We start from the raw sequence: 16,885 nt of genomic DNA, 5'->3' as shown, positions 1-16,885 counted from the left end.
TTATTTTTGCATCAGAATTAAACATTATTTTATGGATACAATAGTTGCTTCACCAATAAAATTTACCGCTCATGCGGTTACGGAAATAAAAAGGTTAATGGCGGAAGAAGGTTTTGACGCTACGCAAAAGCTGCGCATTGGCATAAAAGGCGGTGGTTGCAGTGGGCTTACTTATGTGCTTGGCTTCGATGAGCAATTGCCAGAAGATGAGGTATATGATGCAGATGGGTTGGAATTTATCATGACACCCAGCCACCAAATGTATTTGTTTGGAATGCAGGTAGATTGGCACGATGGCCTAAATAGCCGTGGCTTTACATTTACCAATCCCAATGCCAGCAAAACCTGTGGATGTGGCACTTCTTTTAGCGTGTAACCAGTTCATATATGGCTTGTATAGCCAGAAAAGCACGAAAACACAAAGTAGCACGAAGAATTAAGGGAAAGAAGAAAGCAAGAGGATTATTTTTTGTAGTAACAAATTCTACAATCTTCAAATCCCACAAATCCTAATCCAGACACTATTATACTTATAACAAAAAAGGCTTCTTCAAAATTTTTGAAGAAGCCTTTTCTAATTATATCAACCCGTTGTTTTATTTTTTGTCTTCGCCAGAACCCAATGGTTTGTCTTTGGCAAAGTCAACCAAGATAGGCGCTGCTACAAAAATGGAGGAGTATGTACCTGTAAACACACCCACAAGCATTGCAAACGCAAAACCCCTTGTAACCTCGCCACCAAAGATGAACAAGATTAAGATGGTAAGGAACACGGTTAACGATGTCATTACCGTACGGCTAAGGGTTTGGTTAATCGCTTTGTTGATGATGGTTGCATTGCTTTCACCACGCATCAATTTGCTGTCCTCCCTAATCCTGTCATATACAATCACGGTATCGTTCATCGAGAAACCTATCACGGTTAGCACCGCCGCAATAAAGTGCTGGTCAATTTCTAATGGGAAAGGGACAATCTTGCGTGCAAAGCTGAACACTATCAAGGTTACAAATACATCGTGCAACAAAGATACAATAGTACCCAAACTGTACCTCCAATCACGGAAACGGATGAATATGTACAGGCAAATAGCTATCAAGGCGAAAACAGTAGCTTGTGTAGCACCAGCTTTCAACTCCTCAGATATGGTAGGCTGTACTGTTTGTGAACCTTGCTTGTACTTAGTATCAAAATCAGCGTAAGAAAGCCCTTGTGGCAAGTAGTTTTTAAGCCCTTCATACAATTTGGTTTCTACCTCTTTGTCAAGGCTATTATCTTTATTGTTTTCAGTGATTTTGTAAGCGGTAGTGATGTTCAATTGCGTAGAAGATCCAACTGTTTTAATAACAGGGGTTTCACCATTGAATGCTTTTTTCAAGTCATCACGTATAGCATCTGTGCTTACTGCTTTGTCAAACTTAACGGTATAGCTACGGCCACCTTCAAATTCCACGCCTTTGTCAAAGCCATTGAAGTATGAGGCAATGCCCAATACCAACACTACTGCAGATATTCCGTAAGTTACTTTCCTATATTCAATAAACCTAAATGAAGCATGTTGGAAAATTGACCTAGAAATACCAGTGAAATAATCGAAGTGGCGGTTTTTGTTCATGTACAAGTCTGTAACCAAGCGCGAAACAAGGATACCGCAGAACAAAGATAAAATAATACCAATCATTTGCGTGGTGGCAAAGCCAAGTACAGGACCTAAACCAAAGTAGAACAAAATTGCCGCCGTAAGGAATGTGGTAACGTGGGCATCCAACACAGGCGCCAACGAACGCCTGTAACCTTCTGTTACAGCAGCTTGATAATTCTTGCCCTTAGTCAATTCTTCTTTAATCCTTTCAAAAATAATTACGTTGGTATCCACAGCCATGCCAATGGTTAATACCAAGCCAGCAATACCAGCAGCCGTTAATGTAAAGTTTAAAGCGGCTAAAATACCAATGGTAAACAATAAGTTTAAAATCAAGGCAATGTTTGCAACCCAGCCAGCAGTATTATAATACACCAGCATCAAAGCAAATATGACAAGGAAAGAGATTAAAAAAGATAGTAAACCACCTTTTGCTGCAGCCTGGCCAATAGTTGGCCCGATTACTTGTTCCTGAACAATACGGGCAGGGGCAGTTAGCTTTCCACTGGTTAATATTTCAGACAAATCTTGTGCTTCCTTGGCAGAATAGTTGCCGCTTATTTGCGAGCTACCTGTGGTGATGGCATCGTTTACATTAGGGGCAGAGTAAACAAAATTATCAAGTACAATGGCAATAGGCTTGTCAATATTGCGGGCTGTCATTTTAGCCCATATATTAGTACCTATCTTGTCCATGTTCATTTTAATAGCCACTTTGCCACGCTCGTCATAATCTTGCTTGGCTTCTGTTACATGCTCGCCTTCTAGCTCTGCTTGACCATTGTCAAGGGTTTTAACTGCATATAATTGTAAAACGTTTCTTGCTTTAGGATCGTCAATATCTACCTTTCCATACATGAAAGAAAGGTTAGCTGGGAACTTAGCTTTTACAATGTCCATCCTTAAATAACCATTCAAAAGGCAAGTATCGGAACTTTGGATATAGCCAATAGAAGAAGGGAAAATGGTTTTGCCATTCTTGCCTTGGTAAGGCTGTTCAAACTGAATTATCCTTCTTATCGGGGCTTCGTTCAATTTGTTTTTACTTGTGTCGGCCTTTGCAATAGCTTTCGTGCTGTCTTTTACCTTAGCAGTATCTACCACAGTAGCTTTTACGCCATTCAAATAATCCTGCACGGCTTTGTCTGCATTCTTGATGCCTTCGCCAATTTCGTTCAGGTTATATACTTCAAAAAATTGAAGGTTGGCAGTAGATTGCAAGTAATTACGCACCCTTTCTGGGTCGTTTGCACCAGCCAACTCAATGCTTATAATTGCCTTGGCGGGGTCTTGATTGATATTTGGGGAAGCAACACCAAATTTATCGATACGGGTACGCAGGATGCGGTAGGTGTTGTTAAATGCTATGGTAGCTTGCTCCGTAAGGTAATTGGCAACAACGGCATCGCTTGCATCGTATTTTACCTTGCCATTGCTTTTAGCAACAAAAAAAGGTGCTAGAGGGGTAGAAGGGTTTTGTTGCTTGAATGCAGTGGTGAAAAGCGTTATTAAATCTGCTCCACCATTTGCTTTTTTGCTAACTGCCTCGTCCAAAGCCTTGTTGAAAGCTGCATCCTTAGTATAGTTTGCCAACGATTTCAGCAAGCCATCCAGCCCTACTTCCATGGTTACGCTGATACCACCCTGCAAATCCAAGCCCAGCATTAGTTCCTTGTCTTTTGCACTACGGTAAGTAGTCAGGCCTAGTAGGCCTATCTTGGTGTCTTTTGTACTGTCCAGCAAGCGTTGTAGCCTTACCCTTTTCAGTTCTTTCAGCGTGTCGGCATACAGAGCCTGCAAGTCGTTATTGCCTGCATATTTTATTTCGGGCTTGGGGTAGGCAGAAAGCCATTTGTCTGCCTTGGCTTCCATATTACTTTCGTGGCTGCGAACAATCCAGGTAAATGACAATTGGTAAACACAGATTAAAATAAGTGCGATGGCGAAAAATCGTACTAAACCTTTCAGTTGCATATAAGCGGGAATTTAACTAGTTTATTTTTTAAAAGTCGGCAAAGATAGGGGAATGGGTAGAAAAAAAACCATAGTGATTTTTTGGTAATTTTTGAGAGGGAATTTTGGCTTTTTGTGGAAATTGATATTGCCTCTAAGGCATAAAAACTATAAACAGGCATTATGGATGTATCGCTGTTTTGAAATTTCTTGTTGCTAAAAGCAACAAATTAGGGTTATAATGCTACAAGGGTTATACAGACAAGTGAAATTATTACAGAAGCTAAAGTTGTTTTGTCTACAATGATATTAACCATATTTTGAAAAAGAATTAGTTTTATATAATGCAGTGCTTCACATGAACAAACTTATAGAGTTAGCTTTGTCAAGTAAATGGAGCAAGTTTTTGTAAAGTGTTGCCAACCTTAAATAGATTGGCAACACTTGTTAAATGGTATCAATCAACTAAGGTTTTGCCGCTTCTTTGCTTGCATCAGTTTTCATTTTATCATTTGCCGATATTACAAACTGAACGTTGCGGTTTTGTGCTTGCCCTTCCTTAGTATCGTTGCTATACTGTGGGGAGTCTGCACCGAAACCTTTTGAAGTAAGCCTAGATGCATCTATCGCATTACTTACAATATATGCTTTTACAGCGTCTGCCCTTTGCTGCGACAATTTTAAATTGTATGCTGCAGAGCCTGTGTTGTCTGTATGCCCTTGTATTTCAATGTTGGTGTCTGGGTATTTTACCAGCACAGCTACTAATTTGTCTAGGCTTGCTTTTGCTGCAGGAGAAAGGTTGTATTGGTTGATAGAAAATAAAATTTTATCGCTAAATTCTACTACTATGCCCTCACCAACCCTTTCTACTTTTGCATTGGGAAGGTCTTTTTGGATGTCAGCAGCTTGCTTGTCCATTTTATGGCCAATAATGGCACCTGCTCCACCGCCAACAGCAGCACCAATAATGGCACCAACGCCCACATGGCCAGACAAGCTGCCAATAATGCCACCTAGCACTGCGCCGCCACCTGCACCTATAGCTGCGCCTTTCTGGGTTTTGTTGGCAGAACTACAACCTTGTAATACTACTGCGGCAAGTAATAAAAGAACTAGAACCTGTTTCATTGTTTTCATAAATGTGAAATTTTAGACGGCAGCAGGTATCAATTATTTGCTGCTCTTTTTAATAAAAAATCTTTTAAGCGACTTGTAAATGAATTTGGGAAGTCGGTGAAACAGCAAATTTAATGGGTAAATGGGCTATAAGTGAAGGAAAGGTTGCTTTGGGGATAATTTAATGGGGTTATGCCTAAAATGGAATACTGGCTTTTACCATCCTATCCTTGCCTTGCAAGTCTTTTTTCAGTTCAGTACTATAGCCGCAACTGTTGAATAAAGCCACCGTTTCTTGCCCAAGAGCTTCATTTATTTCCACAAAAATATGCCCACCTTCGACAAGGTGCTGCTGCCCAAAAATGGCAATTTTCCGGTAAAAAATCAATGGGTCGTTATCGCTTACAAACAACGCCATATTGGGCTCAAACAGCGTTACATGCTGGCTCATGCTGTTTTTTTCCGATTGCTTTATATACGGCGGATTGCTAATGATGATATTGTAAATGCCCAGCTTGCCCCAGCCAGACTCGTCTAAAAAATCTATTTTCTGTAAATGGATGGCGGCTTGTAAGTTGTCCGCATTTTTCCTTGCTACTGCAAGTGCTTGGTGGCTAATATCAATAGCGTTAACATCTGCCTGCGGCAGTTTCTTTTTTAGTGCAATAGGTATGCAGCCACTGCCTGTGCCAATATCTAAAATGGCCAACCGGGAAGGTGTAACCATCGTTGCCTTGGCTTGCTCAACAGCCCACTCTACTAATTCATCCGTTTCTGGCCTTGGTATTAGCACTGCTTCGTCAACATAAAATTTCATCCCAGCAAACCATGCTTCCTGCAGTACATATTGCACTGGGCGGTACTGCAACAGTTGTACGGTTATGCCTTCCAGTTGCTTTGCTTGTTCTGCATTTATGGATTGGGTTTTATGGATTATCCTTTCTATTTTAGTTTGCTTTGTTACATATTCCATCACCCAGTCGGCAATGTTGGTTGCCTCACGGTTGTTGTATAATTCACACAACTGGTTTTGTAATTGCTGGTATGCTGAGTGGGTGGTCATAAAAGGGCAATAATACTACCATTTCGGTTATATTCGCAGCTGTCGCTAAACGGCTTACCGTAAACCGCTCACCGAAAGTCGCTATCGGTTAACGGTGAACCGTGAAACAAAAACTCCCCAATGAATCTACACCAACCATACATGCGCCGTTGTTTGCAGCTTGCCCAATTGGGCAGGTGGGCGGTTGCGCCAAACCCAATGGTTGGCAGTGTATTGGTGCACGAGGGAAGGATAATAGGGGAGGGCTACCACCAGCAATATGGGCAGGCACATGCCGAGGTAAACTGCATCAATAGCGTAGCAGAAAACGACAAGCACCTCATCCCTTTGTCAACTATATATGTAAGCCTAGAACCATGTGCCCATTTTGGCAAAACACCCCCTTGTGCCGATTTAATTATCAAGCATCAAATCCCCAAGGTAGTAGTGGGGTGCAGGGATAGTTTTGAAGCAGTTGATGGCAAAGGCATTGAACGATTGAAAGCAGCAGGTATTGACGTATTGGTGGGTGTATTGGAGGCTGAATGTAAAGAACTGAACAAACGTTTTTTTACATTCCATGCTAGAAAAAGGCCTTTTATTGTATTGAAATGGGCGGAAACAGCTAATCATTTTATAGGTAGCCACTCAACAAAGAGGTTATTGATTAGCAATGATATTACCAACAGGCTGGTACACAAATGGCGAAGCGAGGAAGCGGCTATATTAGTAGGCACAAATACTACTTTGCAAGACAACCCATCCTTATCTAACCGCTTGTGGAGTGGCAAGCAGCCAATAAGGTTGGTGATTGATATGGAATTGGCGTTGCCAACTTCGTTGCAATTGTTCGACCAGCAACAGCCTACTATTGTTTTTAATTACTTGAAGCAGGAAGAAAAAGAAAACCTCATATATTATCAATTGAAAAGGGAAACAGCTATTTTGCCGCAAATAATGAATATGTGTTATAAAAAAAATATCCAAAGCATATTAGTAGAAGGGGGGAGCAAAACACTGCAATCTTTTATTGATTACCACTTGTGGGACGAGGCAAGGGTAATAACCAATACCCAACTTTCTGTTGCAGATGGCGTGCATGCACCAATACTTTTTAATGCAGCAATTGAAAAATCGTTTATGGTTGATAATGATAGGATACAAGTCGTAAATTATCAGTTGTAAGGCATTATTTGATAAGTATATAGTGGTGAATAGGGTGCCTTAACTCATAATTCATAATTCATAACTCATAATTAATTTGTACTACTTTTCCATCAACAAAGCAACTATTGCAGAATACAAAGACCGGGGTAGCCGCTTTATAGCTTATGCGTATCCTTTTGCCGACCCGGAAGATTTAAAAAAAATAATACAGGGCTTAAAGAAAGAACATGCAAAAGCTGTGCACCACTGCTTTGCCTACAGGGTAGGCTTGGGCAACAAGGTTTTTAGGGTAAGCGATGATGGGGAACCTAGCGGTTCTGCGGGCAAGCCCATTCTGAATGCCATAGACAGCAAGCAATTGACAAATGTATTAATAGTAGTAGTTCGCTATTTTGGAGGCACTTTGTTGGGTGTGCCGGGATTGATTAATGCTTACAGGTCTGCCGCTTCCATGGCTCTGCAACTAACCCCCAGCATACAATACCCCGTAGAAATAAAATATCAGCTTCAATTTGATTACACCATGATGAACGAAGTAATGATGATAGTAAAGCAATACAATTGCACTATCCTAAAACAAGAAAACCAATTGTTCAATATCCTAGAAATAGGTATCCCCAAAGCCCATTTAGCAGAAGCCACAAGCAAACTAAAAGAACTGCATACGGTGGAAACAAAGAAGTTATGAATTATGAGTTATGAGTTATGAGTTATGAGTTATGAGTTATGAGTTATGAGTTATGAGTTATGAGTTATGAGTTATGAGTTATGAGTTATGAGTTATGAGTTATGAGTTATGAGTTATGAGTTATGAGTTAAAAAATTCAAATTCATAAAGATAGTTAAGAAAATATACTAAATGCCGTAGGCATCACACATAAGTCTAAAATTCATAACTCATAATTCATAACTCATAATTAATTTACGCTTTCCCCGTCAACTTATACATTGCCACGCCCACCATCTCCCTTATCAAGCCTGCCCAAGCATAAATGGTGCCTATAGATGGCCATACATAATCAGTCCAGTTATATTTTTTTTCAGTAGCGTTAAAAGCAGAGGGGTAGGCTACCACAGGCAGGCCAGCTTTTTTAAATACCAGCAATGCCCTAGGCAAGTGCATAGCAGAACTAACCAAAACAAAAGGGCCTTTAAGTTGCAAGGAGTCAAGGATGCGCTTTGAAAAACTAGCATTTTCAAATGTATTCCTCGATTTGTTTTCAATAAAAATTGCCAAGGCAGGCACGTCAGATTTTAGCAGCACGTCTGCTAAGAAATCAGCTTCCCCTGGTTCGTCTTGCTGCAAGCGGGCAGTGCCGCTGCTTACAATAATCCTTTTGATAATGCCTTGGTGGTACAGTTTGTTTACTTCTATAAACCTGTCTGCCGCCCCGCTGAAATGGGCAACATTGTGTTTGTCGTAGCCCGCCATGCCACCTAGCAATATGCCTGCTTCGTATTGCTTGCCTTGCTCCAACCCACTTTTGTTTACCTGCCACGCTAGCTCAGCTTCATTTTGAAGGAATGGGTTTGAAAAAACGATTGCTACTACTGCCAAGGCAACGAGCAGCTTTTTTTTTATTTTTTTATTTTTCACTATTAACCAGCCAATAAATAAAAACAATACCCAATTGCATGGCTCAAGGAAAAAAGAAAAAAGCTTGGAGAGAATGAAAAACATATACAATTAGGAATTAAGAATTAGGAATTACGAATTGAGCTTACTCTTCATGGTTTTAAGAATTGAACCAATTATTTTCAACAACTCATCACAGTCTGCTAATATACTGTTAGATTCAGTTTCAGTTAAATAATTTGTGTCACGCAATAACCTAATCCAATAATGTGTTTCACGGGCTTCTTTGTAAGCAACACATAATTTAGCATAAAAATCCTTCTCTGATTGGCCCCCTAAGCCTTCTTCTATATTTGCACCAATAGATGTGCCGCTACGAAGCAGTTGTTTGGTAAGCACAAATTCTTTTTTCTCTTCCCTGATATAAGCAGCTAGTTTTACAATCCTAATAGCAAAAACATAGCTTTTGGTTTGAATAATATTATCGTTCTTCATTTCTTCAAAATCTAAAATAAAAAATAATTCCTAATTCTTAATTCCTAATTAGATATGGTGGTATTTCTCATTCCTCAAAATAGTGCAAGCCCTATATACCTGCTCGGCTAATATCAAGCGTACAATCATATGCGGGAACACCAGTTTTGATAAGGCCCATGTAAAATTGGCACGCTTAAATATGGCCTCAGCTACACCAAAAGCCCCACCGATTAAAAAAACTATGCGTTTGTTACTTTCATTCCCCCGTTGCTGTATCAAGGAAGCTAATTCAGGAGAGCTAATGTTTTTGCCCCTCTCGTCCAATAAAACTATGTAATCGTCTTTGGCAAGCTGTTGCAGTAGGGTAGTGGCTTCTGCTTTTTTTAAATCATCAGCGCTTAATACACCCGCATTTTTAGGTGGGGCAATAATAAGCCAATCTGTTGGGTAGTAGTTGGCTATGCGTTTTGAAAAATCTTCAACGGATTGTTTCAAGGCTGCATCGTGGGGCTTGCCAATACTGCAAAGGGTAATCTTCATGTGGTAAAAATAAATGGTTGGGTTTTACAACCCAGTACTTATTTTGCCACAAAGACACAAAGGCTCAAAGTAGTACGAAGAAAAGCATAAAAGGAGTTTTTTTTCTTTTTTCCTTAAACCTTTTGCCTCTTTGCGCCTTCGTGGCAAATTGCTTTAAATTGCATCTGAATCGCAACGGTTGGTTTTATAGTTATATTACATTGTTGCCTGCATTACCACAAGACAATAAAACAAACTGAAATATGAGGAAATATACTTGGCTATTTATAATTACAGCTTTTTTGCTTTGCCATGATTTATATGGTCAATACCCACTAGTGAAGCAATTGGTAGATGCCGATTCGCTGCGGCTGGTAGAGATATACAAAGACATCCACCAGCACCCAGAACTGGGCTTTACTGAAAAAAGGACTTCGGCAATTGTTGCAAAAGAATTACAGGCACTTGGGTATGATGTGGTTACAGGCTTGGGCAAAACCGGCGTGGCTGGGGTATTGCACAATGGGGATGGCCCAGTAGTAATGTACAGGGCAGACATGGATGCCTTGCCCATGAAGGAAACAACAGGGCTGCCGTATGCCAGCACGGAAACAACTAAAAAAGTCGATGGCACAGTAGTGCCATTGATGCACGCTTGTGGGCATGATGCCCATGTAACCTGGCTATTGGGCGTAGCCAAAGTAATGGTAAACATGAAAAATATTTGGAAAGGGACTTTGGTTTTTGTAGCCCAGCCCGCGGAGGAGTATATACAGGGTGCAAATGCCATGGTAAAAGACAACATGTATGCTAAAGGCGTGCCTTTGCCCGATTACTTATTTGGGATGCACACCACGCCTTATGCCGTAGGCTATGTGGAGAATATTGCAGGCAACCGCATGGCAGGCTCCACGGGTATGGAAGTTATTTTCAATGGCATCGGCGGGCATGGTTCTGCCCCGCACCTTGCCAAGGATCCTGTGATAATGGCCGCAACGGCTATTCTGGAATATCAAGCCATTGTAAACCGCAGCATTTCTGCCCTTAACCCGCATGTAATCACAGTTGGCTCTGTGGAAGCAGGCACGGTGGCCAATATCATCCCAACAACAGCCACGTTGAAAATCACCACGCGCTGGTACAACGATGCCGACAGAGACTTAATGGTAAATGGCATCAACCGGGTTGATAGCAGCATTGCCTTCGCCAATAACTTGCCGCCCGATTTGTACCCAACCGTAAAAATGGGCGGGTCGGTGTACCCAGTAAAAAATGACACGGCCATGGTAGATAAAATAAATGCCGGGCTGAAAAAAAACCTCCCCAATATCAAGCAAATAACGGGTACGCCGCCAACAATGGGTGCAGAAGATTTTCCTTTATTGGTAATCAACAGCAAGAAAAACCCTGTTTACGATTTTATGTTTGTAGGCATTGGCAACCCAGAAGTGTGTGCCAAACACAGTAAAAGCGGCAAAGCATATCCGTATAACAACCACAACCCCAATTTTGCTGTAGACCTAAGTGCCATCCCATTAGGGGCAATCATTGGTAGCAATGTGCTGTTGGAGCTGTTTAAATAATAACTGTTTATTTAGTGTTTCAGTACTAGCAGTTTTTGAAACCTCAGAGGTAGGCTGTTCAGAATAGGCTTTAAACACTTCGTACAGTTTTAAGCTATTCCTTCGCTTTCTGCATCCTCGTCATTTCGAATTAAGCATCTGGCACACCAGAAAAAATGGTTAATGACGGCTTGTAGGGGCGTAATGCTTACGCCCATTCGCGTTCATCATCCCCGTCATTGTAACGCAGGAGAAATCTCACCAAATATCGGCACGTAATTGTAAGGCATGAAAAATCTAATCGCATAAAGGGATTCAATGATTTATAAGGGTAAGCCTTTATAAGAATCAATCGAGCAAGGTATTGCCTGCAGGCAGGGGCATAGCGCTGGGCCAGCCCGGAACCAAAGCCCAATGATTGCAATATTGCCGATGTTTTTTCCATAGCCAAATATATAACCTCACGACCGAACTAAAGCCGAGTGAACGACCTTTGTAAAACCACAAAGTTTATGAAAAAGTAAAACTTTTTGAAAGACCAAAGCGTGCCGTATGCCTACTTTTGTGTTCTTTTCAGGGTTGTATTTTTTAATTTTCAATTTTTTAGGTTGTTCATTTGCTGTAACTCATTGATATACAGTTGTTTTGTTCATAATTGACGAAGGTTTTACCGTGATTTAATGGTGATTTAATGATGATTTATTGTGTATCAATGTGGATTTATCGTGTATCAATGATGATTTATCATGTATTAAAAGTGCTTATTTTTAGGTTTCCAAGTCCGCCTATTGGTAAACTACTGTAAATTAGTTTACTGTCAGGGATTGTCCAAAAGTAAAATCCTATATGGGGGAATATTTCCCCCATGAGCATCCCAAAATTCCCCCATATAGGTTGGGGACAGGGGAGACTTTGTAAAGCTACAAGCTGTGTCAACCTATAAATAATTTTTGTTCCCCGAAGTGCCTGGTCAGGTTGTGGCCGCAGGTTTTGCCAAGTTGCTTTTGTATGCTGTTTGGGATTGTCCAACCAGTTTTGCTGTGTCATATTTCCCCCTGTGTTGTATAGTGCAAAACTGTTTTGTTTGTCGCCGAAAGTTGCAAAAGTGGTCTTTGAAAATGGCTACCAACACTGCTACATCCGGTTAGATTTCTCCTATCGTTACAATGACGGGGATGGGGTATCTGAAATGCAATGACTTGAACCAAAATACAGCTAAAAACTGTACGAATCAGGCTGCCTGATGCTGAACAGCCTACCTGCAACTGTTGGAATTTGCCAAGTACGTACTCGGCAAGGCGCAACCCACTGCCGTTGCCACGGTACTGGCGGCTAGCCACAACGTATCTGCCGCAGACATTACAGACCTTTCCGGCAACATCACTTCCTTCGAGGCCATTATTGCTAAGCCCCTGCAAAGCAAGGCCGAAACCCAAGCCTACGGCAAAATGGTGGAGCTAAACTTGGACGATTTGGACGACATCCTGGACAAGATAAGGCAGGACATGCGCAGCTACCGCAAAACCAACCGTCTACTGTTTGAAACCTTCGAGGCCACCGATGTGCTGGACGTTTACGGTAAGGGCAGCAGCACTAGTGTATACAGTGGCAGCCTAAACGCAGGCGAAAGCAAGGCAGTAACAACCTTCGTTTACGCAAGTAGCACCCCGGTAACGTTGGAAAGCACGTCTAAGCAAGCGGTCGATTTTCAGTTGTACAAGAAAGGCGTGGCCGTAGGCACGGCTTTTACCGTGCAGGGAAACACAGCTGCCACTACCACGCTAGGCAACATTGCCGCCGACGGCGATGCCTTGTTTGTAAAAAACAACAGCACAACGGGCGGTGCATCTTGGAAAGTAACTTTGTAATTTTTTGCTGGTGGAAACTTAAACTTCCCGAAAGTTTAAACTTTCGGGAAGTTGTCCAAAAGAAGTGGCAGCGAGTACAAGCACTTGGGGTGGCGGGGAAATTACCGCTGCCCCAATTGCTTTTTAAAGGTGCATCAAAAAAATACACGAATACATCCATATTAGGATAGTGTACATCAATTTTGGGATAGTGTACTTCTATTTTGGAAGAATTTACGTCAATTTTAGTAGAATACGCATCAATAAAAGGAGAGTGTGCATCTAAAAACGGATAAAAAATAGAAAAATAGTTTTAACCCGGATTATGCAGTTGACTTCGTTATGAAAGGCTCAAATGCAATAAATACAAGTATTTGAGCCGAATTTTTGGTCGAAAACATAGTGTACTATGACTAGGCCAAAAAATCAAGCAAATGCTTGTGTTTGAAGTAGTTGGGGCTTGCAATAGATTTCAACTGCAAAATCCGGGTTTAATATTGTGTTGCAGGCCTTGCAAACAAGGCTACAGCCATTATAAACGAACCTAAACAGCAGCAAAACATGGGGCCATTTTTTACTTACAGCCAGGTTCAAAAAGAAATAAACGAACTGAACCTACCCGTTTTTGTGCGGAACTACGCAAACGACAGCAACCTGAGCCTATCCGCCCTAAGCAAGCGCATGGGCAAAGACGTTAATTTTCTGAGCAAACAGTTGGCCAACAAAAACACCAATATTAGCCTGCTTTACTGCCTCAGCCAACAGTTAGGCCGTAACCTGTTTGAGCCACCCCAAACCCTGCTGCCCGAAAACATAAGCACCACCACCGCCGAAAAAGCCCTGCAACAACAAATAGTTGATTTACAAAAGCAGCTTGCCGATGCCCAAAAAGAAGTTGCATTGTTGAAGGAGGTTTTGAAGAGGTAGGGTGGGGATTATGATAAGACTTTTGTAATATATGGCATTACTCTTATTTTTGGAACTGAATTGCAAAGGACGTTTATTTATGAGTTAGAGAAGTTAAATAAAATAATTGTAATAAATGAGATTTAGATTAAATAAAATTCAAGTAGAAGATGACAACTACCAGACTGATCAAATTGAATTAGTTAATATTAGTAATGATAAAAAATCTAATCACATCAGCTTAATTGTTGGAAATAATGGGACGGGAAAAAGTAGATTACTTGGTAGTATTGCTAGGGTATTAAATGGAAATTTTAAATCTAAAAATAACGATTTATTCTTTTTTTCACATTTTGAAACAGAAAATAGCCCTAGTAAACTTATTTCTGTTTCCAATAGTCTTTCTGACAAATTCCCCATGGACAATTCTTATCGATTTAAAGATGGGGAAGATTTTAATTATCGTGAAGAAAGATATAATTACTTAGGTACAAGAGGGCGAATGGGTGCTTCCTCAAGAGTTCTAATTAGAAGAGCAATTGATATTCTATTGGAAAATTATGCAAACAAAAATGTATCTAAATGTTATAGGCACGTTTTTGACTATTTGGACTACCAACCAGTAATAAAACTTGAGTATACCATTATTCATAGGGAGTTGACAGAATTACAAACTGAAGAAATTCAACCTCATCATTTGATTAACTACATAAATAAAAACTCTTCTTACTCAGGACTAAATAAAAGTATTTTTAATACTATTGAGGAAAGATATAGTGATAAGTTTTTGGAGATATGTAGTTTCCTTAACATGCTGCGACATCAAGAAAGTAGAAAATATGAATTAGAAATTGATTTCTCAACAACCAAAATAAATAGAATAGTAAGAAATAATAAGCTATATGAAGAAGATCTAAGAATTTATGAAATCTTGAACATTCTTCGTAAACTCAATATGATAAGAGGATTTGATGTCAATCTCGTAAAAAAAGGTGATCGGCCGTTCAATTTTACTGCCACAAGTTCCGGTGAAGCAAATATTCTTACGACTTTAATTGCATTGATACCTCTAGTTGAAGACAATTGCTGTGTACTTATAGATGAACCTGAATTAAGTTTGCATCCTTCTTGGCAATACAGATATATTGAGTTATTAAATAAAATATTCGATAATTTCAAGGGTTGTCATATAATAATTGCCTCTCATTCTCATTTTATAGTTTCTGACCTTCCAACTGATAATTCTTCTGTAATCATTCTTAAAAAAGAAAGCGGCACAATTACCTCAAAGTTATTGCCTGATAGTACATTTGGTTGGTCAGCAGAAGATATTTTACTAAACGTATTTGAAATGCCTACTACTAGAAATTATTACGTTTCAAACTTGGTAACAGAATCGTTAGAATTAATTGGTAAAAACAAAAAGAAAGAGAAAAGATTCATAGAGTTGAGAGATCAGTTGTCAGTTTTATATTTAAAACTAAAAGAACAAGATCCTCTTAAACTAGTAATTAGTTCAATTTTAAAAATATAAATATATGAGTAATAAAATTGAAAACCCTTATACGCTTACTGATGAAGACCTTTTATTAATAAAAGATAATTTTATAAGTCATGAAGATTGGGACAAAAATGTTTTTAGTAGCCTAAAGACTAGAATAAGAGATTTTTTACGACCACAACAAGAAAATAAATGTTGTTATTGTAAAAAAGAGCTTGGCTTTGATATAAAAGATGTTGATATAGAACATATTATACCTAAGGCTACATATTCTGATTTTACATTTATAACAAAAAACTTAGCTCTCTCTTGCCCAGCGTGTAATACAATAAAAGGAGACAAAAAAGTATTGTCTAAAGATGTAAAAAGATATCCAAACCATTCAAAAAATATGATGATTATACATAGTCACTATGACAACTATAATACGAATATTCTAATTAAAGATGGATGTGTATTTGAAGCAATTAGTAAAAAAGGTAGCCATACCATTACTGTTTGTGAATTATTTAGACTTAAAATAGTGGAGGAAAAAGCCAAAGCTGCTCTGAAAAGTAAAACGCCAGAAAGTAAGTTAATAAATTTTATAATGAAAGCTACAAAAGAAGAGCTAACACAAGCTATGGCAGAACTTATGAAACGAATACAATAACAAAGACTCAGCTAGTCCCAGCTAGCGCACGAGGCTAAATGAAAAGTGGGCTGGTAGTGCACGGCTTTGAAGTGCCTTCTCTTAGGTCGTGTGCAAAGTACTCAGCCAGCACCAGGATAGTGAATACGAAAATTCTCTTTGCTATTACCCTCGCTACAATCTTCGCCGATGTTGTGTCTCTGACCAACATCAATTCAGGCTAGTAGTTCGTTGTTGGTCGGGAGACACAACAACGGCGAAGAACGGAGCGAAGACCAAAAAGGGCGAAAAAATATTTTACCTTATTTTATCAAAATTATGTTTGGACAAGAATTTGAAAACCTTCCTTTTGGACAATGGAAAATTTTGCAAGAGATAAAGATAAGAGGACGTTTTCTCTCTCTATCAGCCGACTTGGAATATTACATTATTAAGATTATAGTTTATTGCGACGCAAAAAATCCTGAAATTGTTCGAAAGTTTAAAAGATGCTTGCTTGGCATGAAACTTAAATGGTTGAAGGAAGATTTTGAAAAGCATTTTCCCGAAAAATATAAATTGCTATCCGTCACTTTAGACTTGTTAGAAACTAAACTCTTGACAATAAGAAATCATATAGCTCATTGCCAAATTTTTTTTGATGAAAATGAACAAGACCGTTCGTTTATTGAAATACTTGACATACAATTTATAGATGGCGAAAATAAATTCGAGAGAGTTATTTATCAAATAGATGAATTGCAGACTGCTGTTGAAGAATTCAAAAAAATAAACACTGACTTGTTGCAAGTTTGGAAAGACTTAGTAGATGATTATAATTTGGATAATCCCAATTCTTTAATAACAACTTGACTCCAGTTAGTCGTAGAGTTCTTAGCATAAAACGCTCGGCATAGCCCCGCTAGCGCACGTTACTAAAAAAGTGATGCTACCGCACGTCTGTGA

Annotated in this window: 15 protein-coding genes; 9 read left to right on the top strand and 6 right to left on the bottom strand. The window is 39.5% G+C overall.

What is annotated here, in order from left to right; all coding sequences use genetic code 11:
- Nucleotides 1-31: 31 nt before the first annotated feature.
- Nucleotides 32-376 carry a HesB/IscA family protein gene (locus ACHFIY_RS15140; protein WP_410846954.1) on the top strand — a complete coding sequence of 115 codons (345 nt, stop codon included), beginning with the start codon at nucleotides 32-34 and terminating at the stop codon, nucleotides 374-376.
- Nucleotides 377-596: 220 nt separating this feature from the next.
- On the opposite strand, the gene secDF is transcribed toward ACHFIY_RS15140, so the two are convergent.
- From secDF to prmC, 3 genes are all read right to left on the bottom strand, one after another.
- Nucleotides 597-3,614, bottom strand: coding sequence for a protein translocase subunit SecDF (gene secDF / locus ACHFIY_RS15135; RefSeq protein ID WP_410846953.1), 3,018 nt, complete (start codon nucleotides 3,612-3,614; stop codon nucleotides 597-599).
- 444 nt (nucleotides 3,615-4,058) lie between these two features.
- Nucleotides 4,059-4,733: a YiaD family glycine zipper/OmpA-like lipoprotein gene (locus tag ACHFIY_RS15130; RefSeq protein ID WP_410846952.1), complete on the bottom strand. Its 675-nt coding sequence runs from the start codon at nucleotides 4,731-4,733 to the stop codon at nucleotides 4,059-4,061.
- 175 nt (nucleotides 4,734-4,908) lie between these two features.
- Nucleotides 4,909-5,775 (bottom strand): peptide chain release factor N(5)-glutamine methyltransferase, encoded by an 867-nt coding sequence (gene prmC, locus ACHFIY_RS15125; protein ID WP_410846951.1) that lies wholly within the window; start codon nucleotides 5,773-5,775, stop codon nucleotides 4,909-4,911.
- Nucleotides 5,776-5,895: 120 nt separating this feature from the next.
- Here prmC and ribD point away from each other — a divergent pair, with 120 nt between their 5' ends.
- Together ribD and ACHFIY_RS15115 are read left to right on the top strand one after the other, a co-directional pair.
- Entirely contained in the window at nucleotides 5,896-6,939 is a 1,044-nt protein-coding gene (ribD, locus tag ACHFIY_RS15120; RefSeq protein ID WP_410846950.1) for a bifunctional diaminohydroxyphosphoribosylaminopyrimidine deaminase/5-amino-6-(5-phosphoribosylamino)uracil reductase RibD, read from the top strand.
- A 76-nt stretch (nucleotides 6,940-7,015) separates the two neighbouring features.
- A complete protein-coding gene (locus ACHFIY_RS15115; protein WP_410846949.1) occupies nucleotides 7,016-7,609 on the top strand; it encodes an IMPACT family protein in 594 nt (197 codons plus the stop codon).
- 234 nt (nucleotides 7,610-7,843) lie between these two features.
- On the opposite strand, the gene ACHFIY_RS15110 is transcribed toward ACHFIY_RS15115, so the two are convergent.
- The 3 genes from ACHFIY_RS15110 to ACHFIY_RS15100 form a co-directional block, all read right to left on the bottom strand.
- Complete coding sequence (locus tag ACHFIY_RS15110) at nucleotides 7,844-8,479, bottom strand: YdcF family protein (protein ID WP_410846948.1); 636 nt, start codon at nucleotides 8,477-8,479, stop codon at nucleotides 7,844-7,846.
- 150 nt (nucleotides 8,480-8,629) lie between these two features.
- Nucleotides 8,630-8,992 carry a four helix bundle protein gene (locus ACHFIY_RS15105; protein ID WP_410846947.1) on the bottom strand — a complete coding sequence of 121 codons (363 nt, stop codon included), beginning with the start codon at nucleotides 8,990-8,992 and terminating at the stop codon, nucleotides 8,630-8,632.
- A 48-nt stretch (nucleotides 8,993-9,040) separates the two neighbouring features.
- Nucleotides 9,041-9,514 carry a 23S rRNA (pseudouridine(1915)-N(3))-methyltransferase RlmH gene (locus tag ACHFIY_RS15100; protein WP_410846946.1) on the bottom strand — a complete coding sequence of 158 codons (474 nt, stop codon included), beginning with the start codon at nucleotides 9,512-9,514 and terminating at the stop codon, nucleotides 9,041-9,043.
- Nucleotides 9,515-9,756: 242 nt separating this feature from the next.
- Here ACHFIY_RS15100 and ACHFIY_RS15095 point away from each other — a divergent pair, with 242 nt between their 5' ends.
- The 6 genes from ACHFIY_RS15095 to ACHFIY_RS15070 all read left to right on the top strand — a co-directional run bounded on the left by ACHFIY_RS15095 (nucleotide 9,757) and on the right by ACHFIY_RS15070 (nucleotide 16,792).
- The gene (locus ACHFIY_RS15095; RefSeq protein ID WP_410846945.1) at nucleotides 9,757-11,076 is read left to right on the top strand and encodes an amidohydrolase; all 1,320 of its coding nucleotides are present in this window, start codon (nucleotides 9,757-9,759) and stop codon (nucleotides 11,074-11,076) included.
- Nucleotides 11,077-12,323: 1,247 nt separating this feature from the next.
- Nucleotides 12,324-12,923 carry a hypothetical protein gene (locus ACHFIY_RS15090; protein ID WP_410846944.1) on the top strand — a complete coding sequence of 200 codons (600 nt, stop codon included), beginning with the start codon at nucleotides 12,324-12,326 and terminating at the stop codon, nucleotides 12,921-12,923.
- A gap of 540 nt (nucleotides 12,924-13,463) precedes the next feature.
- A complete protein-coding gene (locus ACHFIY_RS15085) occupies nucleotides 13,464-13,829 on the top strand; it encodes a hypothetical protein (RefSeq protein WP_410846943.1) in 366 nt (121 codons plus the stop codon).
- A gap of 115 nt (nucleotides 13,830-13,944) precedes the next feature.
- Nucleotides 13,945-15,342 (top strand): AAA family ATPase, encoded by a 1,398-nt coding sequence (locus ACHFIY_RS15080; protein WP_410846942.1) that lies wholly within the window; start codon nucleotides 13,945-13,947, stop codon nucleotides 15,340-15,342.
- A 4-nt stretch (nucleotides 15,343-15,346) separates the two neighbouring features.
- Nucleotides 15,347-15,961: an HNH endonuclease gene (locus tag ACHFIY_RS15075; protein ID WP_410846941.1), complete on the top strand. Its 615-nt coding sequence runs from the start codon at nucleotides 15,347-15,349 to the stop codon at nucleotides 15,959-15,961.
- A gap of 297 nt (nucleotides 15,962-16,258) precedes the next feature.
- Nucleotides 16,259-16,792, top strand: a complete 534-nt coding sequence (locus ACHFIY_RS15070; protein ID WP_410846940.1) for a hypothetical protein — start codon at nucleotides 16,259-16,261, stop codon at nucleotides 16,790-16,792.
- Nucleotides 16,793-16,885: the final 93 nt, after the last annotated feature.

The sequence above is a fragment of the Parasediminibacterium schistidii genome, assembly GCF_046546515.1.
Lineage (GTDB): Bacteria > Bacteroidota > Bacteroidia > Chitinophagales > Chitinophagaceae > Parasediminibacterium.
Note: the sequence above shows the minus strand (reverse complement) of the source record. Positions and strands in the feature narration are given on the sequence as shown.